This window comes from Cellulomonas sp. P2_F12 (assembly GCF_056403775.1).
This window is the reverse complement of record NZ_JBFUEV010000002.1, coordinates 307995-333318: the sequence shown is the minus strand read 5'-3', so window position 1 is coordinate 333318 and position 25324 is coordinate 307995. Positions and strand designations below refer to the sequence as shown.

22 protein-coding genes and 1 tRNA gene are annotated in these 25324 nt (G+C 74.2%); 12 read left to right on the top strand and 11 right to left on the bottom strand.

What is annotated here, in order from left to right:
* Positions 1-18: 18 nt before the first annotated feature.
* Positions 19-759 (top strand): hypothetical protein, encoded by a 741-nt coding sequence (locus AC1DWH_RS06330; protein WP_456846083.1) that lies wholly within the window; start codon positions 19-21, stop codon positions 757-759.
* Here AC1DWH_RS06330 and AC1DWH_RS06325 read toward each other — a convergent pair.
* From AC1DWH_RS06325 to AC1DWH_RS06310, 4 genes are read right to left on the bottom strand one after another with little or no spacing between them, the layout of a single operon-like run.
* Positions 744-1070 (bottom strand): hypothetical protein, encoded by a 327-nt coding sequence (locus tag AC1DWH_RS06325; protein WP_477092949.1) that lies wholly within the window; start codon positions 1068-1070, stop codon positions 744-746. The genes AC1DWH_RS06330 and AC1DWH_RS06325 overlap by 16 nt on opposite strands.
* Positions 1071-1084: 14 nt before the next feature.
* Positions 1085-1819 carry an SRPBCC family protein gene (locus AC1DWH_RS06320; protein ID WP_477092948.1) on the bottom strand — a complete coding sequence of 245 codons (735 nt, stop codon included), beginning with the start codon at positions 1817-1819 and terminating at the stop codon, positions 1085-1087.
* A 2-nt stretch (positions 1820-1821) separates the two neighbouring features.
* A complete protein-coding gene (locus AC1DWH_RS06315) occupies positions 1822-2424 on the bottom strand; it encodes a helix-turn-helix domain-containing protein (protein ID WP_456846086.1) in 603 nt (200 codons plus the stop codon).
* A 1-nt stretch (position 2425) separates the two neighbouring features.
* Positions 2426-2968: a dihydrofolate reductase family protein gene (locus tag AC1DWH_RS06310; protein WP_477092947.1), complete on the bottom strand. Its 543-nt coding sequence runs from the start codon at positions 2966-2968 to the stop codon at positions 2426-2428.
* Between the two features lie 158 nt (positions 2969-3126).
* Between AC1DWH_RS06310 and AC1DWH_RS06305 the strand changes: the two genes are divergently transcribed.
* The gene (locus tag AC1DWH_RS06305) at positions 3127-4437 is read left to right on the top strand and encodes a helix-turn-helix domain-containing protein (protein ID WP_477092946.1); all 1311 of its coding nucleotides are present in this window, start codon (positions 3127-3129) and stop codon (positions 4435-4437) included.
* Between the two features lie 255 nt (positions 4438-4692).
* On the opposite strand, the gene AC1DWH_RS06300 is transcribed toward AC1DWH_RS06305, so the two are convergent.
* Positions 4693-5823 carry a peptidoglycan-binding protein gene (locus tag AC1DWH_RS06300; protein ID WP_477092945.1) on the bottom strand — a complete coding sequence of 377 codons (1131 nt, stop codon included), beginning with the start codon at positions 5821-5823 and terminating at the stop codon, positions 4693-4695.
* Between the two features lie 344 nt (positions 5824-6167).
* Here AC1DWH_RS06300 and AC1DWH_RS06295 point away from each other — a divergent pair, with 344 nt between their 5' ends.
* The 3 genes from AC1DWH_RS06295 to AC1DWH_RS06285 all read left to right on the top strand — a co-directional run bounded on the left by AC1DWH_RS06295 (position 6168) and on the right by AC1DWH_RS06285 (position 11873).
* Positions 6168-10772 (top strand): hypothetical protein, encoded by a 4605-nt coding sequence (locus AC1DWH_RS06295; RefSeq protein WP_477092944.1) that lies wholly within the window; start codon positions 6168-6170, stop codon positions 10770-10772.
* An 88-nt stretch (positions 10773-10860) separates the two neighbouring features.
* The gene (locus AC1DWH_RS06290) at positions 10861-11139 is read left to right on the top strand and encodes a hypothetical protein (RefSeq protein WP_477092943.1); all 279 of its coding nucleotides are present in this window, start codon (positions 10861-10863) and stop codon (positions 11137-11139) included.
* Between the two features lie 77 nt (positions 11140-11216).
* Entirely contained in the window at positions 11217-11873 is a 657-nt protein-coding gene (locus AC1DWH_RS06285) for a dienelactone hydrolase family protein (RefSeq protein WP_477092942.1), read from the top strand.
* A gap of 14 nt (positions 11874-11887) precedes the next feature.
* Here AC1DWH_RS06285 and mscL read toward each other — a convergent pair whose 3' ends face one another.
* From mscL to AC1DWH_RS06270, 3 genes are all read right to left on the bottom strand, one after another.
* Positions 11888-12463, bottom strand: a complete 576-nt coding sequence (mscL, locus tag AC1DWH_RS06280; RefSeq protein WP_477092941.1) for a large conductance mechanosensitive channel protein MscL — start codon at positions 12461-12463, stop codon at positions 11888-11890.
* Positions 12464-12511: 48 nt separating this feature from the next.
* The gene (locus AC1DWH_RS06275; RefSeq protein WP_456846094.1) at positions 12512-13192 is read right to left on the bottom strand and encodes an SAF domain-containing protein; all 681 of its coding nucleotides are present in this window, start codon (positions 13190-13192) and stop codon (positions 12512-12514) included.
* A gap of 252 nt (positions 13193-13444) precedes the next feature.
* Positions 13445-13750 (bottom strand): FmdB family zinc ribbon protein, encoded by a 306-nt coding sequence (locus AC1DWH_RS06270; RefSeq protein WP_477092940.1) that lies wholly within the window; start codon positions 13748-13750, stop codon positions 13445-13447.
* A gap of 146 nt (positions 13751-13896) precedes the next feature.
* On the opposite strand from AC1DWH_RS06270, the gene AC1DWH_RS06265 reads away from it, so the two are divergent.
* A complete protein-coding gene (locus AC1DWH_RS06265; protein ID WP_477092939.1) occupies positions 13897-16464 on the top strand; it encodes a penicillin acylase family protein in 2568 nt (855 codons plus the stop codon).
* Here the strand turns inward: AC1DWH_RS06265 and AC1DWH_RS06260 are convergent.
* Positions 16454-17092 (bottom strand): 5-formyltetrahydrofolate cyclo-ligase, encoded by a 639-nt coding sequence (locus tag AC1DWH_RS06260; protein ID WP_456847351.1) that lies wholly within the window; start codon positions 17090-17092, stop codon positions 16454-16456. The genes AC1DWH_RS06265 and AC1DWH_RS06260 overlap by 11 nt on opposite strands.
* Positions 17093-17212: 120 nt before the next feature.
* Between AC1DWH_RS06260 and galU the strand changes: the two genes are divergently transcribed.
* From galU to AC1DWH_RS06235, 5 genes are all read left to right on the top strand, one after another.
* On the top strand, positions 17213-18115 hold the full coding sequence (galU, locus tag AC1DWH_RS06255) for a UTP--glucose-1-phosphate uridylyltransferase GalU (protein WP_477092938.1): 903 nt from the start codon (positions 17213-17215) through the stop codon (positions 18113-18115).
* Positions 18116-18141: 26 nt separating this feature from the next.
* On the top strand, positions 18142-19383 hold the full coding sequence (locus AC1DWH_RS06250) for a molybdopterin molybdotransferase MoeA (protein ID WP_477092937.1): 1242 nt from the start codon (positions 18142-18144) through the stop codon (positions 19381-19383).
* Positions 19383-19979, top strand: coding sequence for a GNAT family N-acetyltransferase (locus AC1DWH_RS06245; RefSeq protein ID WP_456847624.1), 597 nt, complete (start codon positions 19383-19385; stop codon positions 19977-19979). The genes AC1DWH_RS06250 and AC1DWH_RS06245 overlap by 1 nt, the downstream gene beginning before the upstream one ends.
* Positions 19980-20118: 139 nt before the next feature.
* Positions 20119-21258: a hypothetical protein gene (locus AC1DWH_RS06240; RefSeq protein ID WP_477092936.1), complete on the top strand. Its 1140-nt coding sequence runs from the start codon at positions 20119-20121 to the stop codon at positions 21256-21258.
* A 65-nt stretch (positions 21259-21323) separates the two neighbouring features.
* Positions 21324-21396 (top strand) — tRNA-Ala (locus AC1DWH_RS06235).
* A gap of 130 nt (positions 21397-21526) precedes the next feature.
* Here AC1DWH_RS06235 and AC1DWH_RS06230 read toward each other — a convergent pair.
* Positions 21527-21802: a GlsB/YeaQ/YmgE family stress response membrane protein gene (locus AC1DWH_RS06230; protein ID WP_456845938.1), complete on the bottom strand. Its 276-nt coding sequence runs from the start codon at positions 21800-21802 to the stop codon at positions 21527-21529.
* Between the two features lie 251 nt (positions 21803-22053).
* On the opposite strand from AC1DWH_RS06230, the gene AC1DWH_RS06225 reads away from it, so the two are divergent.
* Positions 22054-23520 carry a family 20 glycosylhydrolase gene (locus AC1DWH_RS06225; protein ID WP_477092935.1) on the top strand — a complete coding sequence of 489 codons (1467 nt, stop codon included), beginning with the start codon at positions 22054-22056 and terminating at the stop codon, positions 23518-23520.
* On the opposite strand, the gene AC1DWH_RS06220 is transcribed toward AC1DWH_RS06225, so the two are convergent.
* Complete coding sequence (locus tag AC1DWH_RS06220; RefSeq protein WP_477092934.1) at positions 23517-25283, bottom strand: dolichyl-phosphate-mannose--protein mannosyltransferase; 1767 nt, start codon at positions 25281-25283, stop codon at positions 23517-23519. The two genes, AC1DWH_RS06225 and AC1DWH_RS06220, sit on opposite strands and share 4 nt — an antisense overlap.
* Positions 25284-25324: the final 41 nt, after the last annotated feature.

The following is a 25324-nucleotide window of genomic DNA, read 5'->3' as shown; positions in this document are numbered from 1 at the left end:
CCCGCCGATACCTCCCTCGTGCTCCTCGCCGACCTGCCCCCCGACACCGTGCTCACGGACCCGGTGCTGCCGATCCTGGACCTGCTGGTCCAGGTCGGGATCTGGGCGGCGCTGGTGCTCGTCCTCGCGTGGCTGCGGATGGTCTGGTGGCGGGAGCGGATGATCCGCAAGGTCGCGAAGTCGCACCCGGAGAGTGCCGGCCAGCTGCGCGCGGCCGCCCGGTCGGTCCCGCTGCTCCGCTCCCGGCCCGCCCCCGCCCCCGGCGACGCCTACGCCCGGACGCACCGGGTGGTCGTCGCGCCGCTGGGCGACGGCCGGCCCGGGGAGTGGTTCTGGGCCCCCGGGCCGAACGTCGCGACCGGGGACCTCGGGATCGACGGGTCCCGCCAGGACGCCCGCGTGCTGCTCGCCGAGCGGACCCACATGCTCGTCGTCTACCTCGGCCGCATCGGTCAGCGGACCGGCGACCACGAGATCCGACCCGCCGCCGAGCGCGCCCAGCTGGCGCGCGACCACTACACCGCGCCGCAGGCCGCGATCGGCCCGGTGGACCGGGTCGACTCGGCGATGGGGGTGGGCTGGCGCACCACGTGCACGTACGGCGGGGCCTCGACCCTGACCGACACCCACGTGGACCGCGACGGGCACGCGTTCGTGGTCGGAGTCCTGTCGTACTCCTGGCACGCGCGTGCCGTCGAGGCGCTGGACGCGATCCTCGCCACGTGGCAGTGGATCCCGGACCCTCAGCCCGCCAGCTGACCGATCCACCCGTCGAGGGCGGCCTCGTCGACGTGGTCGGTGATCTTCAGGCTCCACCGCGACCCGTCGGCGGACGCGGTCAGCGCATCGGTCGACCCGGTGACCTCGGCGCCGTGCCAGAGCAGCAGCGTCACCCAGCGGGGGAAGGCCTTGAACCCGGCGACCGGGTCGTCGCCGCGCATCCAGACGGGGTGGCCGTGCCACATGCGGCCGTCGGCGTCGGGCAGCCCCGCGTCGAGGTGGGCGCGCAGCACCGCGGCGATGGCCGCCTGGTCCGCGGGCAGCCCCGCGAGGTACTCGTCGATGGTCATGGTCGTGCTCCTCTCTAGCTCGCGACCGCGTCGAGCCAGCCCTGCCAGGCGGCGGTCGCGCTCGTCTCGTCGATGGTGCCGAACAGGTGGTGCCCCACGGTCGGGGCGTAGAAGCCGCGGAAGAACCGGTAGAGCGCGTCGGCGCTGCGCACGCCGACGACGTCCGGGGCGGACCAGTCGACGACGCCCTCGATCGGGCCCAGGCCGGTCGGCGTCAGGGTGACGGTGTCACCGACCGCGACGTCGTCGGCGAGCCCGAGGTCGGCCTTGGCCGCCGCCCAGGCCCGGTCCAGGTCGCCGGGTGCCGCCGACGGCGTGACCGCGATGCCGGGCAGGCCCGTGAAGTACCGGAGGTACTCGGCGAGGGTGTGCACGTACATCTGGCCGCCGCTGCGCATCGCCTCGTACTCGTCCTCCCAGTCGTCGGCGGGCAGGAAGCCGCTCGTGACGATCCGGAGCACGGTCGAGCCGCTCTCGCGGGCCTCCAGCAGGAACTCCATGGCGAAGAACCTGCCGTCGGGGCTCTCGGCGCCGCGGAAGGCGAAGCGCCGGCCGGGCTCGAGCGCGACGATCTGCGACTCCTGCGCCCAGTCGCCCATGCGGGTGGTGACGACGCCGGCCTCCGGCGACACCTCGGTGGCGCCCATGAACCACGAGCTGATCCCGGGTCCGGTGGCGATGGCGTCCCAGACGGCCTCGGGGCTCTGGTCGAAGGAGAGCTCGTCGGGGACCTCGTACGCGTGCGGCATTGTCATTCCTTCTCTCGGTCGGCGCGGGACGTGGTGCTCGGGTGGACGGCGACCACCAGCCGGAAGGTCCGGCCGTGCGGGGCGTCCTCGTGGTGGTACTTGGAGACGAGGGCGAGCGCGGCGCTGCTCAGCTCCTCGGCGAACGCGGACCGGTCGGCGGCCGACGCGAACCGGACCTCGCCGTCCAGCGCGAAGGTCGACAGGGTCCGCTGCTCGCGCGAGGCGCCGGCGATCAGGGCGCCGATGTCCTCGACCAGCCGACCGGCGAGCGACAGCAGCCAGGCGGCCGACAGCCGGTCGGGCGACCGCCGGGGGTCGGGCCGCAGCGACGCGAGCGCGGCGGGGGAGATCACGTAGGACAGGGCGGTCGCGCGCATCACGCGCTCGACCACGTTGCCCTTGCGGCGTTCCTCGGCCAGCTCGATCAGGCCGTGCTGCTCGAGGGTCCGCAGGTGGTAGTTGACCTTCTGCCGCGGGAGGCCCAGCCGCTGGCCGAGCGCGGTCGCCGAGCTGGGCTCGGCGAGCTCCGACAGGAGCCGGGTGCGCAGGGGGTCCAGCGACGCCTCCGCGGCGGCGGCGTCCTCGATGACCGCGACGTCGAGCACGTCAGGCCTGCTTCGGGCGGAAGGTGGTCACGACGACGCCGTTCGGGTAGCTGGTCGAGGCGATGCGCTCCAGCGCCGTCCGCTGGGCGAAGATCGGCTTCCCGCTGCCGAGGAACACGGGGTGCACGGTCAGCCGGTACTCGTCGACCAGGCCGTGCGACGACAGGTATCGCGCGAACGTGGCGCCGCCGGACGCACCGAGCGGCCCGCCGTCCATCGCCTTGAGGCGGGCGATCTCGACCTCGGGCGGCTCGGTCGCCAGCCGGGAGTTCTGCCAGTCGACCGACTCCAGCGTCGTCGAGAACACCACCTTCTCGACCCCGTTCATGATGTCGGCCAGCGGCCCCTCGGCCGTCGGCCACGTCGCCGCCTGGCCCTCGTAGTTCACGCGGCCCATGACGATCGCGTCGAACCCCGCGAGGAGCGCCTCGGTGTCGGCCATGAGCTCGGGGCTGAAGTTCGGGAACATCCAGTCGAGGCCGTCGTCGGGCGTCGCGACGAAGCCGTCGAGCGACACGTTCATCCCCACCGTCAGTGTGCGCACCGGTCTCTCCCTCTCGTCCGTCGTCGCGGGGTGCTGGTCGCTCTCCGCCGTGGTTCCCAGTCTGCAACCGAACTATCCGTTTGTCTAGACCAATGGATTTGTCGGTGCGGAATCGGCCCCACCTTCCGATGCGGCCCGGGCCTACCTATCGTGAGACCGTGCACCCGCTGAGCCGACGCGTCCGCGACGCCCGAGAGAAGGCTGGGCTCAGCCAGGGCGAGCTGGCGCGAGCCGCCGGCGTGCACCCCACCTACATCTCCCACGTGGAGCGTGGTACCCGCACGTTGGGCCCCGACGCGCTCGCCCGGGTGGCCGACGTGCTCGGCGTCCCCGTCGCCTTCCTCCTCGACGGCGAGGGCGCGCCGGAGTACCGGTCGGCGGAGAGCGCCATCGTCGAGGCCCGCCGGCTCTCGCGCATGGGCTCCGCCCGGGCCGCGGCCGACGTGCTCGCCCAGGCCGACGTGTCGGGCCTCGACGTCGACGCAGCGGCGCGGGTCGGCCTCGCGCACGCGGAGGCGCTCGACGTGGCCGGCGACCTCGAGGCCTCGGTCGACGTGCTCGAGGCCGTGTGCGCGCGCCTCGTCGAGGGTCGCCGGTACCCGCAGGCCGCCTACGCCGCGATGCGGATCGTCATGGCCCTGACCGAGCTCGGCGACCTGCAGCGCGCCGTCTCCCGCGGGGAGGAGCTCCTGGCCCGGCTCCCCGCGTCGGTGGCGGGTTCCGACGAGGTGGTGCGCCTCGAGTCGACCGTGATCTGGGCGTACGTCGCCCGCGGCGACACCACGTACGCGCGGTTCCGCGGGGGCGAGCTCCTGGCGCACACGCGGGAGCACGGGTCCGCGCGGGCCGTCTCCTCGGTGCACTGGAACCTCGCGTTCGTCGACGACGCCCTGGCCGACCCCGACGCCGCGCTCGTGCACCTCGAGTCGGCGATCGCCCTGGCCGGCGCCGACGAGATCGACCGGGACCTGCCCCGCCTGCGCCTCGACCGCGCGTTCCTGCTGGTCAGCGTCGACCCGCCCCGGCCGGCCGAGGCCCTCGCCGAGCTCGACGCGGCCCAGACGGCGCTCGAGATCGGGGAGTCGCAGGTGGAGCTCGCGCGCGTCGAGTCCGTCCGGTCCCGGGCGCTGCTGCTGCTCGACGACGCCGAGGCGGCCCAGCGGCACGCGACGCAGGCCGTGGAGCTGCTCCGCGACGGGGTGCGCCGGGATGCCGCGGCGGCGCACGAGGCGCTCGGCGACGCGCTGCTGGCCCAGAGCGCGCGCACCGAGGCCGTGAAGGAGTACCGGTCCGCGGCCGACCTGCTGGACATGATCGCGTCGGGCCGATCCGCGGCGACGCTCTGGCGGCGCATCGGCGACCGGCTGCGGGTGGCCGGCGACGCCGACGAGCGGGTGGTCGAGGCCTACGGCCGCGCACTGGCCGCAGCAGGCATCCGAGGGGCGGTGCCGCTCCCCCCGCGGCGGTGAAGGTTACTGGACCGTGTCTACCCCGGTGTTGTCCGCGTCATTGCGCCCACGACATCACCCTGGGGACCATCTGGGGTGTATCGGAAACTCCGGTGCTCCCTCTGGAAGGTCCCCTCATGAAGAAGCTCGCCATCGCGCTCACCATCGCCCTCGCCGCCGTCACCGGCATCGCGGGTGCCGCAGCCGCCACTCCCGACACCCAGGTGCTCTCCGCGCCCTGCTGCAAGATGTGAGTCGTGGGACCGCGGCCGGCGCTCAGGCCGCCCGCGTGTACAGGGCGGTCCAGGTCTGCGGGCCGCCGATGCCGTCGACGTCCAGCCCGTTCGCCTGCTGGAACGCCTCGAGCACGGCCGACGTCTGCGGTCCGTGGATGCCGTCGACGTCGATCGTGGCGCCCCGGTCGTGGAGCCGCTGCTGGTAGGCCTTGGTCGCTGCGCCCGACTGGCCCTGCTCCGTCGAGCCCGGGAACGCGGGCACCAGGGTGGCCGCGGCCTTGCTGACCGGGCCCAGGATCCCGTCCTGGACCAGGCCGGCGGCCAGCTGGAACGCCTTCACGGCCGGCGTCGGATCGGTCACCCCGTCGACCGGTCCGGTGTAGAAGCCGAGGCCGTGCAGGATCGTCTGCACCTCCTGGCGTGCCGGGTCGGCGGTCTGGGGCGTCACCGACCCCTCGAAGACCGTCACGAAGCCGACGACGTTCGCCTTGCGCACCTTCCGCGCGCAGACGTTGCCGTTGTACTGCGAGCCGTTCACCTTGGCCGAGGTGTTGCCCTCGATCGTGGTGAGCGTGCCGTCGGCGTTCACGGTCTCGACGATGCCGACGTGGCAGACCGGCGGGGTCCCACGGCCGGTCTTCGACACCGTCGGCCACATGAACAGGATGAGGTCGCCGGGGTGGGCGTCGGTGGTCTTCCACTTCCCGCGGTCCTTGCCCCACTGGACGATGTTCGGGGTCCAGCCGGTGGCGGGGCCGTCGGTGATGCCTGCCTTGCGCAGCACCCAGCACGCGAAGTAGCCGCACCAGGCCGCGTTCGCCGGGGCGCCCCAGTACTGCTTGAACTTGCTGCCCCCGATCGTGCCCAGCTCCGCGCGGGCGATCCCGAGGGCCGTCCCGGCGGGGGAGACGTAGTCGTACTGGTACCCGGGGCCGCCCGGCGCCTCCGGCGGGGCCGGCGGGAGGATCGGCTCGCGGGTCTGGCCGATCCCCAGCGGGTCGAGGACGTCGACGGCGGGATCGGGGTCGGCGGCGAACGTCTCGACCGGGATCGTGTCGTTCTCGACGAGGACGCCGGGTGGCATCTCGTCGGCCGGCGCGACGCTCAGCGGGCCCGTGGCCTGCACTGCTGTGACGGCCGGCGTGATGCTCGGCGATACCTTGTCGTCCATCGCTCGACTCCTGTGTGCTCGATACGTCCGTCTTCCTCCAGGAGCCCCGTGATCGTCAAGGGATACAGCAGATCTGTCACGGAGACACAGACGTCGCACAGGCGTGAAAATCCACCCCCGGGATTCACCCGGACGGGCTGCCTGGACGTTTGACCAGCACCACATTCGTGCCGCACACTCGTTCTGACGGTGCGCATCGCCTGCCCCCTGCGCGGTGCGCACCGTTTCTACGTCCGAGAGCGGGACGGGTCCCCTGACCCGTTCCGCTCTCCGTTTTTCGCGGTGTGTCGCGCGACGGCGCGCCATGCCCGGGATCACGCGGCCGCGCGGTTAGCGTTCCCAGGGTGACCGTCCCCGTGCGCACCACCGGCCCGGGACCCGACCAGGCTCCTGAGACCGGCGCAGACCCCACCGACCGCCCGGTGCTCGTCGAGCCACCGACACCCGCCGAGGTGCTCGAGGGGGCTGTCGCCACCTGGCGCGCGGCACTCGTCGAGGCCGCAGGTGGGTCGACCCTGGTCGACGTCGAGCTGCTGGGCGAAGCGGCCCTCGACCTGACCGCGGCGCACCCGTCGGGCATCTCCCAGCTGTTCGCCGGCCGCGAGACGCGTCTGTCCAACCTGGTCCGCGAGGGCTCGGCCCTGTCCACCGCGCGGCGTCGCGCCCGGGCCGTCAGCGCCCGCGCGGCGGTCTACGCGCAGCGCTACGGCATCGCCCCCACGTCGCTGGCCATCGGCGTCGCCACGTGGACCGAGCGCACCACCCCCGACATCGCGAGCGACGACGTCGCCGCCCTCGCCACGGTGACGCGCCAGCGCACGCCCGACGGCGAGCAGCCCGCCGACGCCGCACCGCGCACCGTCCGCGCCCCCGTCCTCCTGCGGCCCGTCACCCTCAAGGCCCGTGGCTCCGGCGAGAGCGACTACGAGCTCGCCCTCGAGCCGTCGCTCGAGGTCAACCCCGTCCTGGCGCGGGCCCTGCGGTCGCGCGGCGCGCTGCTCGACCCCGGTGCGGTCGCGCGCGGCACGTTCACCACCGACGGCTTCGACCCGCGCGGGGCCCTGCAGCGGCTCACGTCGCTGGGGGAGGCCGTGCTCGACGACTTCTCGATGAGCGAGCGCGTCGTCGTCGGCACCTTCGTGCACCCCGGGCAGATCCTGGTGGACGACCTCGACAACCTCTCCGGCACGCTCGAGCGCCACGAGGTGGTCGCGGCGCTCGCGGGTGTCGACGAGTCCCGCGCGCGACTGCGCCGCACGCTGCCGGCACCCGTCCGGGGCGATCGCGACCCCGGGCTCGAGCGCGGCGTCGGCGACCTCGACCCAGCCCAGCAGCACGTGCTCGACATGGTGGCCACCGGCACGCACCTGTTCGTCGACGCCCCCGCCGGCGCCGACGTGACCGGGACCCTGGCGGCCCTCGTCGCCGATGCTGCCGCCACCGGCCGGACGGTGCTGTACGTCCCCGGCCACCGCCGCGCGGCCACCGCGCTCGCGGACCGGCTCGGTGCGCTCGGCCTGGGAGACCTGCTGCTCGACGTCGCCCCCGACGCGGGCTGGCGCTCCGCCATCGCGCGACGCCTGCTCGGCGCGATGACCCTCGAGGCCCCGACGGTCGACATGCACGGCGTCGGCGCACTGCGCGGCGAGCTCGTCGCCACCCGCGAGCGCCTGCGCTCCTACGTCGACGCGCTGCATGCGGAGCGCGCGCCGTGGGGAGTGTCGGCCTACGACGCCCTGCAGCAGCTGGCCCGCCTGACCTCCGCCCGCCCGACGCCCAAGACGACCGTGCGGCTGACGCCGGACGTCGCGCGCGTGCTCGACGCCACCCGCCGCGCCGACCTCACGGCCGACCTGGTCCGTGCCGGGGAGCTGGGTGCGTTCCGCGTCCGGCCGGTCGACACCCCCTGGTACGGCGCGGACCTGCGCACGCGTGCCGACGCCGACAACGTGGTGCGCCGGCTCGCCCGCCTGCTCGACTCGACCCTGCCGTCGCTGATCGAGCGGACGTCGCAGGTGGCCGTCGAGACCGGGCTGACGCAGGCGGCCAGCGTGGTCGCGTGGGCCGAGCAGCTGTCGATGCTGGACGGCGTGCGCGCCGCGCTCGACGTGTTCCAGCCGATCGTCTTCGAGCGCACCGCCGCCGACCTGGTCGCCGCCACGGCGACCAAGGAGTGGCGCGCCGAGCGCGGCCTCGACATGGGCTACTGGCTGCGGCGCCGGCTGCGCAAGCAGTCGAAGGACATGGTGCGGCCCGGCCGACCGGTGGCGGACCTGCACTCCGCGCTGCTCGAGGTGCAGGCGCAGCGCGAGACCTGGCAGGCGCACTGCCCGTCCGGCGGGTGGCCGCGGCTGCCCGACGGCCTCGAGCACATCGAGGAGGAGTTCGCCGCCGTGCGTGCCGACCTCGACGCCCTCGACGAGGTGCTGGCGACGACCCCCGCCGGCGCCGGCCTGTCGACGCTGCCGTTCGCGGCCCTCACCGAGCGGCTGACCCGGCTGCGGTCGGACACCGACGCGCTCACCGACCTGCCCGACCGGACCGGTCTGCTGCACCGACTGCGGTCCGCGGGCCTGGGCGCGCTGGTGGACGACCTGGCCACGCGCCGCATCGACCCCGCGCTCGCGCCCGCCGAGCTGGACCTCGCCTGGTGGAGCACGGTCATCGAGCAGATCCTCGGCGAGGACCCCGCGCTCGCCGGCTACGACGGGGCCGCCCTCGGCGCGCTGTCCGCGCAGTACGCGACGCTCGACCGCGCGCACGTCGCCAGCCTGTCCGCCCCGGTGCTCGGCGCCGTCGTCGGCCACGTCTCGCACGCCCTGCGCCAGCACCGCGAGCAGTCCGAGGCGCTGTTCGCCGACCTCATCGAGGAGCGTCTGACGTCTCTGCGGGAGACCGTCGTGCGGCACCCCGACGTCACCCGCCGGCTGCGGCCGGTCATCGCCGCCAGCCCGATGCTCGTCCCGCAGGTGCTGCCGCCGACGCGCACGGTCGACCTGGTCGTCATCGACTCCGCCGCGCACCTGCCCGTCGAGGTCGCGCTCGCCGCGGTCGCCCGCGGTCGCCAGGTCGTCGTCGTCGGCGACGCCCGGTGCGCGTCCGGCAGCGCGGTCCGCGAGCTCGCCGACGTGCTGCCGTCCGTCGCCCTGCGCGCCGACTCCTCCCGCCGCGACCCGTACCTCACGGCGTTCCTGGCGGCCCACGGCTACGGCGGCGTGCTGCGGCCGACGCCCCTGCCGCAGCACCTGCCGCTGGTGGCCCTCGACATCGTCGACGGCACCGGCATGCCCGACCGCGAGTCGGGGTCCGTCGACTCCACGCGCGAGGAGGTCGAGCACGTCGTCGAGCTGGTGCTCACGCACGCGCTCCTGCGCCCCGACGAGTCGCTGGCGGTCATCACCGCGACCTCCACGCACGCCGAGGCCGTCCGCGAGTCCGTCCTGACCGAGGTGCGGGGCAACCCGGCGCTCGCCGCGTTCTTCGACTCCGGCCGGACCGACCCCTTCGTGGTCACCGACCTGCCGAACGTCGCCGGGCTGCGCCGCGAGGCGATCATCCTGTCGCTCGGCCTCGGCCGGACCCCGCACCGGCGCGTGCTGCACACGTTCGGACCGATCTCCGCGCCCGGCGGCGACGCCCTGCTGCTCGACGCCCTCGGCTCGACGCGCCACCGCCTCACCGTGGTGTCCTGCTTCGCGGCCGACGACCTCGACGCCGAGCGCGTGCGCGGCGCTGGACCCCGCCTGCTGTCGGACCTGCTCGCGTTCGCCGGCCGCCGCGGCGCCGGCCTCGACGTCACGGATCTCGTGACCGCGCCGGAGCCCACCGACCCGCTGCTGCGCTCCCTGGCTGCCGCGACGGCCGCCGCCGACCAGGCGCTGGCCGCCGCCCACGAGCCCGACCGGCTGCTGCTCGACCTCGCCGAGCGGCTCTGGAAGCACGGCCTGCTCGTCGAGGCCGACCACGGCATCCCCGGCGGCGACCGGATCCCGCTCGTCGTCGGCCACCCCGACCTGCCCGGCGAGATGCTCGTCGCCGTCCTCACCGACGACGAGTCCTACACCGCCGAGCCCAGCGTCCGCGTCCGCGACCGCCTCACCGCCGACCGCCTCGAGCGCGTCGGGTGGAGCGTCGTCCGCGTCTGGTCCGCCGCCGCCTTCATGGACCCGCAGGCCGAGGTCGACCGCATCCGCCGGGCCGTGCACGCCCGCGTCCCCGCGCCCGCCGCCCCCCGCAGCGCCCCGTTGCACCTCGGGCTGATCGAGGAGGCCGACGAGGCCGAGGACCTGCCGACCGCGTCCGGGTCTCCCGCGCCCGCGGCACCCGCGACGGGTGCGTGGTCGACCGTGGCGGTGATCGACGACGACGCGACGGCCGACTCGCCCGCACCCGGTGCGGACGCCGCTGCTCCTGCTGCTGACGCTTCGGCCGCCGCGTCCGAGGTGACCGGCGACGCAGAGCCCGGGCAGCCCGCCGCCATCGTCCTGGCGGACATCGTCCTGGATGCGGCTGGTGTCGACCAGGCGACCGACTCCTCGGCGCCGGAGCACGGCACCGACGCAGACCCGGACGGCGAGGCTCCGACCTCCGCGACCACCGAGGCTGCCTCCGCGACGTCGACAGCTGCCGACCCGTCGGAGAACACCGCGACCGTCACGAGCGCCGAGACCGCGGACGACGCGCCGGAGGACCCCCGGCCGCCCAGCCGTCCGCTCCAGCTGGCCCTCGCGGTGCCCACGCGGCAGCGCCCGGACGTCCGCCGCGGCCTGCCGATCGGCGCCTACAGCGACGACCAGCTCGACGAGCTGGTCACGTGGCTGCAGTCCGACGAGCAGGAGCGCACCCGCGAGCAGCTGGCCGCGGCTCTGCGCGACGAGCTCGGCATCACGCGGCGCTCGTACCGCATCGACACGGCCGTGCGCAGCGCGATCGCCCGCGGGATGCGCTGACGCGTCCGTACCCGTCGGCGCCCGCGACGGCGGGTCGTCGGGCGCTGCGGCGCGACGGTGCGGGCGTCGGGAGTGGGATCATCGGGGCATGACCCCGACCGACCGCCCCGACGGTGCCGCGCCGACGCGCAGGTCGCGGCGGGTCGTCCGGCCGGCCGGGACGGTGGGGAGCGACGACGCCAACCTCGTGTCCACCCACCCGGCGCCGCCCGCTGCCACCCCCCCGCAGGCGCCCGCCCCCGTCGCGCCGACACCTGAGCCGGTGGTCCCGCGACGGAGCGTGGACGACTCGGACGTCGGGTGGGGGGACCGGGAGCCCGGTTCCAACGACGACCGGCTCAGCCAGGACAAGCCCCCGCACTGGTAGGCCCGTCGAGGGTGCCGGTGTGCCCGTGTCGGTGCCGTGCGCGATGATCGCTGCTGCTCGGATGCTCGGATGCTCGGATGCTCGGATGCTCGGATGCTCGGATGCTCGGATGCTCGGATGCTCGGATGCTCGAATCGAAGGAGAACACGTCCATGGCCGAGGTACTGCTCTTCCATCACGCACAGGGGCTGACCACCGGGGTGCAGGAGTTCGCCGACCGGCTCCGCGCGGCCGGTCACACGGTGCACGTGCCCGACCTCTACGACGGCCACGTCTTCGACGACCTCGAGTCGGGGATCGGGTACGCGGACGAGGTCGGGTTCGGCACGGTCATGGAGCGGGGGCGGCACACCGTCGACTCGCTGCCGGACGGGGTCGTCTACGCGGGGTTCTCCCTCGGCGTGCTCCCCGCGCAGATGCTCGCGCAGACGCGCCCGGGCGCCAAGGGCGCACTCTTCTTCCACTCCTGCGTGCCGACGTCCGAGTTCGACACACCGTGGCCCGCCGGCGTGCCGGTGCAGATCCACGGCATGGACAACGACCCGTTCTTCGTCGGCGAGGGTGACATCGACGCGGCGCGGGCGCTGGTCAAGGAGGCGAAGGGCAGCGCCGAGCTGTTCCTCTACCCGGGCGACGAGCACCTCTTCGCCGACAGCAGCCTGCCCTCGTTCGACGCGGCCGCAGCCGAGCTGATGACGGAACGCGCCCTGGCCTTCCTGGCCGCGATCCGGTAGCCGACGCCCGCGGCTCAGGCAGGCGGCGTCGTGCCTCCGTGCGGGATCGACGGCGGCGGGTCCGTGCGGGGGTGGGGGACGTCCGGCGCCCCGGTGCCCGCGTCGTTGGCGATCGCGGGCGTGAGGCGGCTGGCCAGCAGGTCGCGGATCTCCTGCAGAAGAAGGATGTCCTCCGACGGGGCGGCCGGCTCGTCCTCGATGCCACGCTTGCGCCGCGCCGCGAGCGCGTTGAGCGGGAGCACGATCAGGAAGTACACCGCGGCCGCCGTCAGCAGGAACGTCAGCAGCGCGTTGAGGATGGTGCCCACGCTGATCGGCGCGGCATCCGGGTTGTCGCCCCAGGTGTAGGGGCCGATGTCCCAGAGCTGCGTCAGGTCCGGTGCGCCGAAGATCCAGCCGATGAGCGGGCTGATGAAGGCGTCCTGGATCGCCTTGATGACCCCGCCGAACGCGGCGCCGATGACGACACCGACGGCCAGCTCGATCGCGTTGCCCCGCGAGATGAAGTCCTTGAAACCCTGGAGCACCTTGGCCGTCCCGGTCAGTCCGCGGCCTGCCCCGCGCACTCCGGCGGCGATCTTGTCCGTCACGTTGCCCCTCGAGATGGCTGGTCGGGTGGAGCCCTGGCGATCGCTCGATCATGGCACGACCACGGCGGACAGCAAGGCGGAGGCGGCGGCACCGGCCAGCGCGGGGGCCTCCGCCGGCGCCACGGCGAGCAGCACGGGCACGGAGGTGTCGCCGGACCCCCCGAGCCCGAGTGCGCCCGCCCCGGCGGCCCGGTGGGCGACCGGCAGCACGAGCGCCCTGGTCGCGACCACCGTCCCCGGACCGCCTTCCGCGGTCGCCGCCAGCACGTCCACGCGGACCCCTGGCGAGAGCAGGCCGGCGACGGCAGGATCGGCCAGTCGGACGGTCGCGACGACGGTCCCGGGCGGGCCGCGCACGTCGTCGGCCGCGAGGAGGCCGGCCAGCACCGGGACGCCGGCGGCCAGCGGGACGGCGGCGGACGCGCCCACGACCGAGCCGGGATCGGTGACGGCGCCGTCCGGTGCGAGCGCCACCGGCACCCGCACCACGCGCACGTCCGCGCTGGTCAGCGTGGTCCCCGCCGGGATCTCGCGGGCGGCCACGACGAGCGCGGACGTCGGCGGGTCGGGCGGTCGCAGCGCCTGCGCCGTGCAGCCCGCGGCGATCCCGAGGCACACGGCGGCGACCAGGAACCGTGCGCGCCACAGCCCGATGCGCAGCGCGAGCGCGAGCGGTCGGCGGTGGCGCGAGAGGGGCGGTGGGCGGCCGGCCAGCAGGCGAGGGTGCATGCCCGGGACGCTAGGTCGCTGCGACGGCGACAGGGCCGGCCGGGCGCGGACTGTGGACCGCCACCGTGCACGGAGGGCTGTGGGCGGCTCGACGCGCATGGGGCATCGTCACGAGCGCGGCGCGGACCCAGGCCATCGGCCCTCCGGATGGCCCCCACAACGGGCGCGGCGCCGACCAGGCCGTCGGCCCCACAACGAGCGCGGCGCCCCTCACCGTGTGGTGAGAGGCGCCGGAGGCTCAGAGCGCGTCGGTCAGGACGACGCGGCCGGCTTCGCCGCGGCGGGCGCGGGGCTCGACGACGACGGCGCGGACGGCGCGGGCGACGGGGTCGGCGTGGTCGCCGCGGGGGCGGCGGGGCTCAGCGACGAGGACTTCGCGCCCGCGCGGGCGTCGTTGCGGTAGAAGCCGGAGCCCTTGAACACCACGCCCACGGACGAGAAGACCTTGCGCAGGCGCCCCTCGCACTCGGGGCAGACGCTCAGCGAGTCGTCGCTGAACGACTGCACGATCTCGAAGGCGTGACCGCACGCCGTGCAGGCGTAGGCGTAGGTGGGCACTGAAGGTCTCCTGGCAGCTGATGAAGGTCTGGCACTCGCATTGTCCGAGTGCCAATCCTAACCGCTGGCGCGCGCGGGACATTCCGCCCTGTGCCGCGGGTGTGCTGCGGCGGTCGGAGCGCGGCGGGCGAAGTACCCTCCGAAGCGTGTCTCGTGCTCACCTCGTCCGACTCTCCCTCGCCACCGTCGCGGTGGTGGTCGCCGTCGCGCTCGTGGCGACCCTGGTGCTCGTCTTCGTCGTGGTGCGGCGCCCGCTCCCGGAGGTCTCGGGCGAGCAGCAGCTGCCGGGGCTGGACGCCGAGGTGACGGTCACGCGGGACGACCGGGGCGTGCCGACGATCACGGCGACGACCGCGCAGGACCTCTTCAAGGCGCAGGGCTACGTCGCCGCGCAGGACCGGTTCTTCGAGATGGACTACCGCCGGCACGTGACGGCGGGGCGGCTCTCGGAGCTGGTGGGCCAGAACGCGGACGCGCTGGAGGCGGACAAGGTCGTCCGGACCTTCGGCTGGCGCCGGGTGGCCGAGCAGGAGTGGGACCTGCTGGAACCGTCCACCCGGGACGCCCTGCAGGCTTACGCCGACGGCGTGAACGCGTACCTCGACGGCAAGGACCCGGGCGCGCTCGCCGTCGAGTACAGCGTGCTCGGTCGGCAGGTCACCGTCCGGGCGCCCGAGAAGTGGGATCCCGTCGACTCGCTCGCATGGCTCAAGGCGATGGCGTGGGACCTGCGCGGCAACTACGACGAGGAGCTGGCGCGGGCGGCCTCGTTCTCGTCGGTGGGGGACATCGCGCGGGTCGACGAGCTGTTCCCGGCCTACCCGCAGGACCTGAACCAGCCCATCCTGAGCGCCGCGGACCTGCCCGTGACTGCCGCGCAGAGCACGAGCGCGCCGGCGACGATGCTCGACCTGGACGACACGGACCTGCAGGCGGCGATCGCCTCGGCGAGCGCGGCCCTCGCGGCGGTCCCGCACCTGATGGGCGACGGTGAGGGCGTCGGCTCCAACTCGTGGGTGGTCTCCGGCGACCTGACCAAGTCTGGCAAGCCGCTGCTAGCCAACGACCCGCACCTCGGCATCTCGGCGCCCGGCATCTGGGAGCAGGTCGGCCTGCGCTGCGCCGACGTCACCGCCGACTGCCCGTACGACGTCTCGGGCTTCGCGTTCGCGGGGATGCCGGGCGTCGTCATCGGGCACAACGCCAAGCTCGCCTGGGGCCTGACCAACCTGGGCGCCGACGTGACCGACTTCTTCCTCGAGCGGGTCGACGGCAGCACGAGCCAGGTCGACGGGGGCGTCGCGCCGATCACGGAGCGCACCGAGACCATCCACGTCAACGGCGCCGACGACGTCAAGCTGACCGTCCGCGAGTCGATCCACGGGCCGATCGTGTCCGACGTCCTCGACCTGGTCGGCGTCGGCACCGCGCCGGTCCCCGACGGCGCACCGGGCCGGCGCTTCGAGGTCGCGCTGTCGTGGACCGCCCTGCAGCCGGGCCGGACGATGGACGCGGTGCTGGCGATGGACGTCGCGTCGAACTCGGACGACATCCAGGACGCGGCCGCCCTGTTCGACGTGCCGTCGCAGAACATCGTGTTCGCGACGACGGACGGGCACATCGGCTACCAGGCGCCGGGCCGCATCCCGGTGCGCGCGAACGTCCCCGGCGGCCCGGTCCCGTCGAACGGCACCTGGCCGCGGCCGGGCTGGGACAGCCGGTACGACTGGACGGGGTTCGTCGACGCTGCCGACATGCCCCGCACGATCGACCCGCCCGAGGGGTACATCGTCACCGCGAACCAGGCCGTCGCGCCGGCCGGGATGGGCCCGTTCCTCACGGCCGACTGGGACTACGGGTACCGCGCTCAGCGCATCCGCGACCTCCTCGGCACCGACACGGCCGACCACGCGGTCACCGTCGCCGACATGAGCCGGATCCAGTTCGACCAGCACAGCCCGTACGCGGACGTGCTGGTCCCCGTGCTGCTCTCACTGCACATCGACGACTCGTTCTACGACGACGGCCAGGAGCTGCTGCGGACGTGGGACCGGGTGCAGTCGCCCGACTCGGCGGCGGCGGCCTACTTCTCGGCGGTCTGGGCCGACGTGCTCAAGGCGGCCTTCGCGGACGACCTGCCCAAGGGCTACGGCCCCGACGGCTCCTCGCGCTGGCTCGACGTGGTCCGCCGTCTGATCGACCAGCCCAACTCCCCGTGGTGGGACGACAAGACGACGCCGGGCGTGGTCGAGGGACGCGACGAGGTGCTCACGCGGGCGATGGTCGCGGCCCGCCGGCAGCTCACCGCGCAGCTGGGCCGCGAGGCGACGGACTGGCGCTGGGGGCAGCTGCACACGGCCGCGCCCGAGCACCCCGTGCTCGGCGGACCGTCGGTCCCGTCGGTGATCCGCGAGCTGGTGAACCCGGAGCCGGTCGCGGTCGGCGGCGGTTCGTCCATCGTCGACGCCACCGCGTGGGACGCCAGCTCCGGCTCGTTCGACGTCACCGCCGCCCCGTCCATGCGGATGGTGGTGGACCTCGGGGACCTGGACGCGTCGACGTGGGTCACGCTCACCGGCACCTCAGGCCACCCGGCGAGCGTGCACTACGCCGACCAGCTGGGCCCGTGGTCGCGGGGCGAGACCTTCCCGTGGCCGTTCACGCAGGCGGCGACCGAGGCCGACGTCCGGGACCGGCTGACGCTCACCCCGTGATGCGGTGCCACTCCAGCGGGGTGGCGACCGCGTCGACCAGGCGGTCGTGGCGCTCGCGCGGCAGCGGGCGGCTGTCGGCGTCGTAGAGCTCCTCGGGGAAGACGAGGGCGACCACGGGCACGCCCGGACGCAGGTGCTCGAGCGCCCGGTCGTACCAGCCGCCACCCTGCCCGAGGCGGGCGCCGGTGGTGTCGACGGCCAGGGCCGGGGCGATGACGACGTCGGCGTCGGCCAGCGCCGGAGCGCCGAGGGTCTGGCCGCCCGGCTCGGGCGGGCGGCCGGGGGCGCGCTCGCGCAGGTCGTCGGGACCCGCGTACTCGGCCCAGTCGCGCTGCAGGCCGCTGCCCAGCACGGGCATGAGGACCCGGACGCCGCGCGCGGCGAGCGCCTCGAGCAGGGGACCCGTGCCGGGCTCGGTCACGCGCGACGCGTACACGGACACGCAGCCGGCGTCGATCACGGCCGGGATGGTCAGCACCACGTCGGCCAGGGCGTGGGCGGCCTCGTCGCGCAGGCGGACGGACCGGGACTTGCGGGCGTCGCGGATCGCGGTGCGCAGCCGCTCCTTGACGTCCTCGACCTCGTCCCCCTCGGACACGCGCGGATACGGCTGGGCGACGCTGCTCATGGGAACAGTGTCGCCCACGCGGAGACGCCCCGGCGACGTCCCGGGGGATCGGGTGTGAACACTTCCGGGTGGTGACGTACGCCACTGCGCACCCCCGACACGCGCGACTAAGGTCCCGACATGACGATCCACAAGGCAGTCATTCCCGCTGCGGGCCTGGGGACCAGGTTCCTGCCCGCCACGAAGTCGACGCCCAAGGAGATGCTCCCGGTGGTGGACAAGCCGGCCATCCAGTACGTCGTCGAGGAGGCCGTCAAGGCCGGGCTCGACGACGTCCTGCTCATCACGGGCCGCTCCAAGCGCACCCTCGCGGACCACTTCGACGCCGTGCCGGAGCTCGAGGCGGCGCTCGAGGCGAAGGGCGACCTCGAGCGGCTGGCCAAGGTCCGGGAGTCCACCGACCTGGGGCACGTGCACTTCGTCCGGCAGGGGCAGCCCAAGGGGCTCGGGCACGCGGTCCTGCAGGCCAAGCACCACGTCGGGCAGGAGCCGTTCGCGGTGCTGCTGGGCGACGACCTGATCGACGAGCGCGACGAGCTGCTGAGCACCATGCTCGCCCTGCAGGAGCGGACGGGCGGCTCGGTCATCGCGCTGCTGGAGGTGCCGCCCGCGCAGATCTCGATGTACGGGTGCGCGGCGGTGGAGGCGTTCGACGGGGCCGACGACGCGGACCAGGTGAAGATCACCGGTCTCGTCGAGAAGCCCCCGGCCGACGAGGCCCCGAGCAACCTGGCGATCATCGGTCGCTACGTGCTGCACCCCGCCGTGTTCGAGGTGCTCGAGAACACCGAGCCGGGCCGCGGCGGCGAGATCCAGCTGACGGACGCCCTCGCCACCCTGGCGGACCTGCCGGCGTCCGAGGGCGGCGGCGTGTACGGCGTCGTGTTCCGCGGCCGGCGGTACGACACCGGCGACCGGCTGGACTACCTCAAGGCCGTCGTCCAGATCGCGGTGGACCGTCCGGATCTGGGCCCGGACTTTCGTGCCTGGTTGACCGACTTCGCGGAGTCGCTGACGGACTGACCCGCCGGGCGGGGCAGAATGCGCGCATGAGATCGGTCCAGGACCACCTCGCGGCAGTGCTCGCCGCCGTCGGGCCGGTCGCGCCCCTCGACGTCGTGCTGCACGACGCCGTGGGCTGCATCCTCGCCGCGGACGTCGTCGCGACCCACGACCTGCCCGCCTTCGCGGTCGCCTCCCGGGACGGGTACGCGGTCGCCGCGCACGACACGGCCGGCGCCGGCTACTCCAGCGTGCAGGCGCTGCCGGTCGCGCACGACGTGCGCCCCGGGCCCGGCGGTCCGCTGCGGCTGGTCCCCGGCACCGCCGTGCGGATCGCGTCCGGCGCGCCGCTGCCGCTGGGGGCCGACGCCGTCGTCCCGCTCGAGGAGACCGACCGCGGGACCGCCCGCGTCGCCATGCAGCGCCCCGCCGTCGCGGGTCAGCACGTGCGCGCGGCGGCCTCCGACGTGCGTGCGGGCGACGTGGTGCTGCAGCAGGGCACGCGGCTGGGGGCCCGGCAGCTGGCGCTGGCCGCGGCCATGGGTCGCGGGCGGCTGCGCGTGCACCCGACGCCCCGCGTCGTCCTGCTCTCCGTCGGTGACGAGCTGATCGAGCCGGGCACGCATGCCGACCGGGCGGGCGGTGGCGGCGTGTTCGAGGCCGACGGGCACGCGCTCGAGGCCGCGGTCCGCGACGCCGGCGCCACCTCGGTCCGCGTCGGCATCCTGGGCGACGACCGGGCGATCCTGCGCGAGGCGCTCGAGGACCAGCTGGTCCGCGCCGACCTGATCGTGATCACCGGGGGGCTGTCCGAGCTGACGCACGACACCGTCAAGGACGTGCTCGCGCCGATGGGCAGCGTCCGGCTCGACCAGATCGCCATGACGCCCGGGCAGCGGCACGGGTTCGGGACCGTGGCCGACGAGCTGGCCAGCGACAAGTCCGTGCCGATCTTCGCGCTGCAGGGGCACCCCGTCGCCGCGCAGGTGTCGTTCGAGGTCTTCGTCCGCCCGGCGCTGCGGGCCATGGCCGGGCACGCCGAGCTGTTCCGGCCGTCGGTCGCCGCCGAGGTCACCGAGGGGTGGCTCTCCCCGCCGGGGCTGCGGCAGTTCGTGCCCGCCACCGTGCTCGGATCGCCCGACGAGGGGTATCGCGTGACGCCGATCGGCGACCCGTCGGCACCGACGATCAACGCGCTCGCGCAGGCCAACGCGCTCGCGGTCGTCGGCGAGCAGGACCTGACGGTGCACCCCCGCCAGGTGATCCACTGCCTCGTGCTGGAGGGCTGATGGCGACCGGTTGGCCCGCTGTGCTCGTCGACGGGGACGTGCGGCTGCGCCCCCTGCGGCGCCGCGACCAGGAGATCTGGATGGCACTGCGCGCGCAGAACGCCGCCTGGCTCGAGCCGTGGGACGCCACCAGCCCCGTGCCGGTCACGGGTCCCCGGCCGTCGTTCGGCACCTTCGTGCGCTCGCTGTCGACGCAGGCGCGCGCCGGGGTGACCCTGCCGTTCGCCATCGACCTCGACGGGCGGCTGGTCGGCCAGCTCACGGTCTCCTCGATCACGTACGGCTCGCTGCGCTCCGCGGCCATCGGGTACTGGGTGTCCGAGCACGTCGCCGGCATGGGCATCACGCCGACCGCCGTCGCGCTTGCCACGGACCACTGCTTCACCGCGCTCGAGCTGCACCGGGTCGAGATCAACATCCGCCCGGAGAACGGGCCGTCGCTGCGCGTCGTCGAGAAGCTCGGGTTCCGCGACGAGGGGCTGCGCGAGAAGTACCTGCACATCCAGGACCGCTGGTGCGACCACCGGACGTTCGCCCTCACGGTCGAGGACGTCCCGGGCGGCCTGCTCAAGCGCTGGCGGACCCGGCACGGGTGACGCGGTCCGGAACGGGTGACACCGTCCGGCACGGGTGACACCGTCCGGAACGGGTGACACCGTCCGGAACGGGTGACACACAGGCCGACACGCCGCGGCGGTCCGCGGGACGCGACGTCCCGACGCCTACCGTCATGACGTGAACGATCTCGCAGGACCGGTCGCGCTCGCGCTGGTGGTCCTGTGGGTGGCGTACCTGGTGCCGCACAAGCTGCGGCACCGGCAGCAACTGCTGGAGTCCCGGGCGGACGACCGGTTCTCCGAGGCGCTGCGCGTGGTCGCGGTGAGCGATCGGCGCATCCGCCAGGAGGCCGCCTCCGCGGAGTGCGGGCCGACGGCGAGCAGTACCGCGGGGCTGCTGACCCCGGGCAAGGGGCTCCCGGTGGCCACCGGGAGCGCGACAGGAGGCACCACCGTGGACCGACCGCACGGCACCCAGGACCGGATCACCGCCGACGCGGCTCGCCGCGCCGCGCAGGCGCGCGCCGCCCGGGCGGCCTCGGTCGCCCGTCGGGCCGCCGCCGCGCGCCGTCGCGCCGTCCTGGCGGGGCTGCTGGTCGCCCTCACCGTGGCCGGCTGGGCCGCCGTCGGGCTCAGCCCGATGGTCACCTGGGTCGCCGGCGCCGTCCCCACCGTCCTGCTCGGCTCCGTGCTCGTGCTCGGCCGTCGCGCCGTGCTGGCGGGCCGGGAGGCCGACGAGGCCTGGGAGCAGAAGATCGCCGACGAGCGTCGCACGGCCTCCGCGCCGCGCACCGGGGCACAGCGGGCCGTCGCCACTGCCGCGCGCGCGACGGCACCCGCCGCACCGGCTCCCGCTCCGGCTCCCGTCGCGCAGGCCGCGCCGGCCGCCACCGAGGCCCCCATGGCCTTCGTCACCGGCCGCGCCGTCCACCCGTCCGACGCCAGCACCGAGGTGTTCGAGCGCATCGTCGAGGACAAGGGCGAGTCCGACGGCCCGGCGCGGCACGCGTCGACCGGGCAGGTCCCGGTGGTCCGCCGCTCGGTGACCGAGCGGACCGAGCAGGCAGAGTCTGCCGCGGAGACCGACGAGGCCTGGTCCCCGGTCCCCGTCCCGCGCCCGACCTACACGATGAAGGCGTCCGCGCCGCGCCGTGAGCCGGCACCGCTGGAGAACCTCGAGGGCTCGACGGCCGCGCGCGTGGCCGAGGTCGAGAGCCCTGTCGACGCCGACCGCGCGCCGCTCGAGGCGCCCGTGGAGACCACCGGCAGCCTCGACCTCAACGCCGTCCTGGCGAAGCGTCGCGCCGCCGGCGAGTGAGCCGGTCCGTGCCTCCCCGATTTCGCGATCGACCCGGGGCTGGTGTTAGTCTTTAGCCCGCTCGCGGGGCTGTGGCGCAGTTGGTAGCGCGTCTCGTTCGCAATGAGAAGGTCAGGGGTTCGAATCCCCTCAGCTCCACCCGCACACGAAGGCGGCCCCCCATCCGGGAGGCCGCCTTCGTCGTTCTCAGCGGGCCGCGGAGGTCGTCGCGACGACCCCGGACGCGCCGAAGGCGGCCCCCCTGAGGAGCCGCCTCCGGTGGGGGGACTCAGAGGATGCTGCGGCGACGGCTCCGGCTGCCGGAGACGGCCGCGACACCGATCGCGGCGAGCACGACCTGGAAGAGGAGCTCGATCCAGTCGACGCCGGCGGTGTCCTGGACGCCGACCAGGCTCGCGAGGTAGGTGCCGACGAGTGCCGCGACGATCCCGATCACGATCGTCAGCAGGACCGAGATGCGCTGCTTCCCGCGGACCAGCAGACGACCGAGGATGCCGATCACGGCGCCGATGATGATGGCGGAGATGATGCCTTCGGGGGTCATGAGGAACTCCTTGACTTCGAGGGGCTCGTTCGGGTACGACGAGTGAATCTAGGGGGGATCCGTCGGATCCGCGCGCTGAGCGCGGTGGCACCCAGTCGCCGTGCGCTCGGTCGCGCCCGCCGAGCAGGGGTCCCCGACCTCCCGGCGACATGCACGGTGGGCCCGCGCCGACTGGCGTCGAGGGTCGAGTAGTTTCTCCCTGGACAGGCTCGTCCAGGCCGTCCCCCCTGCCCGCCCCGCCGAGGAGCCCCGTGCCCGACGTGATCGCCGTCATCCCGCAGCCTGCCGTGCTGGAGCGGACCGCTGATGCCCCCTTCGTCTTCACGGAGGCGACGACCGTGGTGGTCGACGGGCGACCCGACCTCATCGGCATCGCGGTGCTGGCGGCGGACCTGCTCGGTCGGGTCAGCGGACGTGCCGTCGAGGTGCGCTACGCCGAGGCCGGGGCGTCCGACATCGTGCGGCTGCGGCTCGTCGACTCGCTGCCCGCCGGCGACGAGGCCTACCGGCTGGTCGCGCGCAACGGTCGGGTCGACCTCGAGGCGCGCACGCCCACCGGCCTGGTCCGGGCCATCGTCACGCTGCGCCAGCTGATCGTCTCCGCGCCCGGCGGTGTCCTGCGCGTCCCCGCGGTGCGGATCGAGGACGCGCCGCGCTACGGGTGGCGGGGGCTGTCGATCGACGTGGCCCGCCACTTCGTCGCCGTGCGGGACCTCAAGGTCGTCATCGGGCTGATGTCGCACTACAAGCTCAACGTCCTGCACCTGCACCTGACCGACGACCAGGGCTGGCGGCTGCACGTGAAGTCGCGTCCGCTGCTCACGCGGCTGTCGAGCAGCACGTCCGTGGACGGCGACCCGGGCGGGTTCTACACCCCTGAGGACTTCGCCGACATCGTCGCGTACGGCGCCGTGCGCGGGATCCGCGTCGTGCCCGAGATCGACGTCCCCGGCCACGTCAACGCCGCCACCCACGCGTACGGCGAGCTGACCCCGACGGGCGTGCCGACGAACGAGTACACCGGGATCGAGGTCGGCTTCAGCCGGCTCCACGCGGACCTGCCCGCCACCGGCCCGTTCCTCACGGACGTGTTCGCCGACGTCGCCGCGATGACCCCCGGCGACTACGTGCACATCGGCGGCGACGAGGTGCTGACCATGGAGGCCGACGAGTACGCGACCCTGGTCGCCGCGGCGTCGGCAGCCGTCCGGGCCGCGGGCAAGAAGGTCGTCGGCTGGCAGGAGATCGCGCACACGCCGCTGGAGCCCGGCACGGTCGTGCAGTACTGGGACACGCGCGTGGACCCGGCGCCGTTCGTCGCCGCGGCGCAGGCCGGCGCGCTCCTGCTGATGTCCCCCGGGTCGAAGGCGTACCTCGACATGAAGTACGACGCGACCACCGAGCTGGGCCTCGAGTGGGCCGGGCACATCGAGCTGCAGGACGCCTACGACTGGGAGCCGTCGACCCTCATCGACGGCGTGCCGGCGGAGTCCGTCGTCGGCGTGGAGGCGGCCATCTGGACCGAGACGCTGCGCGACCTGCCGGCGCTGACGCAGATGCTGCTGCCCCGACTCGCCGCCGTCGCCGAGGTCGCGTGGTCGGCCCCCGAGCAGCGCGACTGGACCGACTTCCGCACCCGGGTCGCCCGGCAGGCGCCGTTCTGGGACCGCCTGGGACTGTCCTGGTACGCCAGCCCGCAGGTGGAGTGGCCCCGCTAGATCCAGCTGCGCAGCCACATGTGGGAGTGCCAGACGTTGTACGGCACCACCCACGCGGACCAGATCGGGTAGAAGAACCCGCTGATCAGCACGATCAGGCCGACCAGCATCCCGCAGCCGACGATCGCCCACTTCCTGCCGCGGGGATCGAGGTCCTTCGGTCCGACCACCAGGCCCATGACATAGACCAGCGTGAGCACGACCCAGGGCGTGAACGCGATCGAGTAGAACGTGAAGATCGTGCGGTGCGCGTAGGCGAACCACGGCAGCCAGCCCGCCACGATGCCGGACAGCACGGCCGCCGCCCGCCAGTCGCGGTAGCGAACGAGCCAGACGGCGGCGACGACGATCGCAGCGGCCGCGCACCACCACAGGACGGGGTTGCCCAGCGCGGTGATCGCCTGCGAGCAGCTGGAGGACCCGCAGGCGTCCTGGGCGGCCTGGCCGGTGAGCCCGGAGATCTCGGTCGGGTAGAAGAAGGACGTCGGGCGCCACTGCACGATCCAGCCGATCGGGTGGGCCGCGTAGGCGTGGGGCGTCTCCAGCCCGTTGTGGAACGCCCACATGTCCTGGTGGTACTTCCAGAACGAGCGCAGAGCCGGCGGCAGCCACTGGACGCCCTGGTCCGGGTTCTGGGCCGCCCACTGCCGGCCGTACGAGTTCGCGTGCGTGAACCACGTCCACCACGAGCCGACGTAGACGACGAGCGCGATGCCGACCATGGAGATCCCGGCGACGATCCCGTCCTTGAGGATCCCGGCCCGCCACCAGTGCGTCACCCCGATCGCCCGCCGCGCCGTGAGGTCCCAGCCCACGCTGAGCAGCCCGAACACCGCGAGGAAGTACATCGCCGACCACTTGGTGCCGAGCGCCAGCCCCAGCAGCACCGCGGCCGCCAGCCGCCACCACCGCACCCCGAGGCGCGGCCCGTCGTCGAGCGCGCCCCCGCCGTCGAGCCGTGCCGCCGCCCGTTCCGCCAGCCGCCGTCGGGCCTGGTCGCGGTCCAGCAGCAGGGCGCCGAAGGCGGCGAGCAGGAAGAACATGAGGAACGGGTCGAGCAGGCTGACGCGGGACATGACGATCGCCTCGCCGTCGACCGCCATGAGCAGCCCCGCCACCGTGCCCAGGGCCGTCGACGCGAACAGGCGTCGGCCGATGCGCGCGACCATGAGCACCGCGAGCGTGCCGAACACCGCCGCCGACAGCCGCCACGCGGTCGAGCTGCCGACGCCGCCGCCCAGATGGATCCCCAGCGCGATCAGCCACTTGCCCACCTGCGGGTGCACGACGTACTCGCCGACGTTCGTCAGCCCGCTGGTGTCGCCGGCCTCGAACGCCGGGTTCGGGTTGTCGCCCCACTGCGCCTCGAAGCCGTTGACCAGCAGCGAGTACGCGTCCTTGACGTAGTACGTCTCGTCGAACACCAGCCGGTGCGGCCGACCCAGGTCCCAGAACCGCAGCAACCCGCCGAGCAGCGTCACCCCGAGCGCCCACGCCCAGCCCGTCAGGCGGGCGCGCGGGTCGCGGTCGAGCGCGAGGGTGTCGTCGCCGAGCAGTCGCCGCAGGAACCGGCCGCGGTGCGACTCGACGGGCCCCTCGACGTCCCGGGGCTCGCCGTCGGGCACGACCTCGGCGGGGGCGTCGACCTCAGGAGCGGGCGTCGTCGGCTCGTCGAGCGCGGTGGCGGTGGGCTCGCCGTGGCCGGCGGAGTCACCCTGACGTGCGGTCAGGGTCGCGGCGTCGTCGTCTCCGGTGGGCGGCACCGGGTCATCGTAGGGGCGGGGGCTGTGCTGCGGGAGAGGTC

Coding starts and splice junctions, on each gene's coding strand:
- AC1DWH_RS06320 (WP_477092948.1), bottom strand. CDS start 1,819: ATGCCGCACGCGTACGAGGTCCCCGACGAGCTCTCCTTCGACCAGAGC.
- AC1DWH_RS06300 (WP_477092945.1), bottom strand. CDS start 5,823: ATGGACGACAAGGTATCGCCGAGCATCACGCCGGCCGTCACAGCAGTG.
- AC1DWH_RS06260 (WP_456847351.1), bottom strand. CDS start 17,092: ATGAGCAGCGTCGCCCAGCCGTATCCGCGCGTGTCCGAGGGGGACGAG.
- AC1DWH_RS06290 (WP_477092943.1), top strand. CDS start 10,861: ATGACCCCGACCGACCGCCCCGACGGTGCCGCGCCGACGCGCAGGTCG.
- AC1DWH_RS06285 (WP_477092942.1), top strand. CDS start 11,217: ATGCTCGGATGCTCGGATGCTCGGATGCTCGGATGCTCGGATGCTCGG.
- AC1DWH_RS06245 (WP_456847624.1), top strand. CDS start 19,383: ATGGCGACCGGTTGGCCCGCTGTGCTCGTCGACGGGGACGTGCGGCTG.
- AC1DWH_RS06230 (WP_456845938.1), bottom strand. CDS start 21,802: ATGACCCCCGAAGGCATCATCTCCGCCATCATCATCGGCGCCGTGATC.
- AC1DWH_RS06275 (WP_456846094.1), bottom strand. CDS start 13,192: ATGCACCCTCGCCTGCTGGCCGGCCGCCCACCGCCCCTCTCGCGCCAC.
- AC1DWH_RS06325 (WP_477092949.1), bottom strand. CDS start 1,070: ATGACCATCGACGAGTACCTCGCGGGGCTGCCCGCGGACCAGGCGGCC.
- galU (WP_477092938.1), top strand. CDS start 17,213: ATGACGATCCACAAGGCAGTCATTCCCGCTGCGGGCCTGGGGACCAGG.
- AC1DWH_RS06250 (WP_477092937.1), top strand. CDS start 18,142: ATGAGATCGGTCCAGGACCACCTCGCGGCAGTGCTCGCCGCCGTCGGG.